Raw genomic sequence first — 254 nt, forward strand, 5'->3', positions numbered from 1 at the left:
CTATGCTTGCGGCTTTCCGAACGGAGTCGAAGCAATGACTAGCGAATATTCCCTCCCCATAGTCCTCGAAAAGATCTATGAAAATCAGTTAGCCCTGGAAGCAGCAATTATGGAACTGACGCTCCAGGCAGAGCGACAAGGATTCGCCGATACTGGCGATAATGCCCGTGGCGCTCTATCTCGGATTGGCGAAAATGCCGGCTTTATTAAGCAGGGCTTGGCGCGCCTTAAAGCGGCGGAAAAGGACTGAAGGT

The 254-nt window shown here is 52.0% G+C and carries 1 protein-coding gene; it reads left to right on the forward strand.

The genetic code is table 11. The features are described from left to right. A partial coding sequence (locus AC3XQU_RS24350) for a hypothetical protein (RefSeq protein WP_489876688.1) occupies positions 1 to 250 on the forward strand: 250 nt, incomplete at its 5' end. Positions 251 to 254 lie beyond the last annotated feature (4 nt).

The organism is Telluria sp. AZSoR62 (assembly GCF_058111565.1).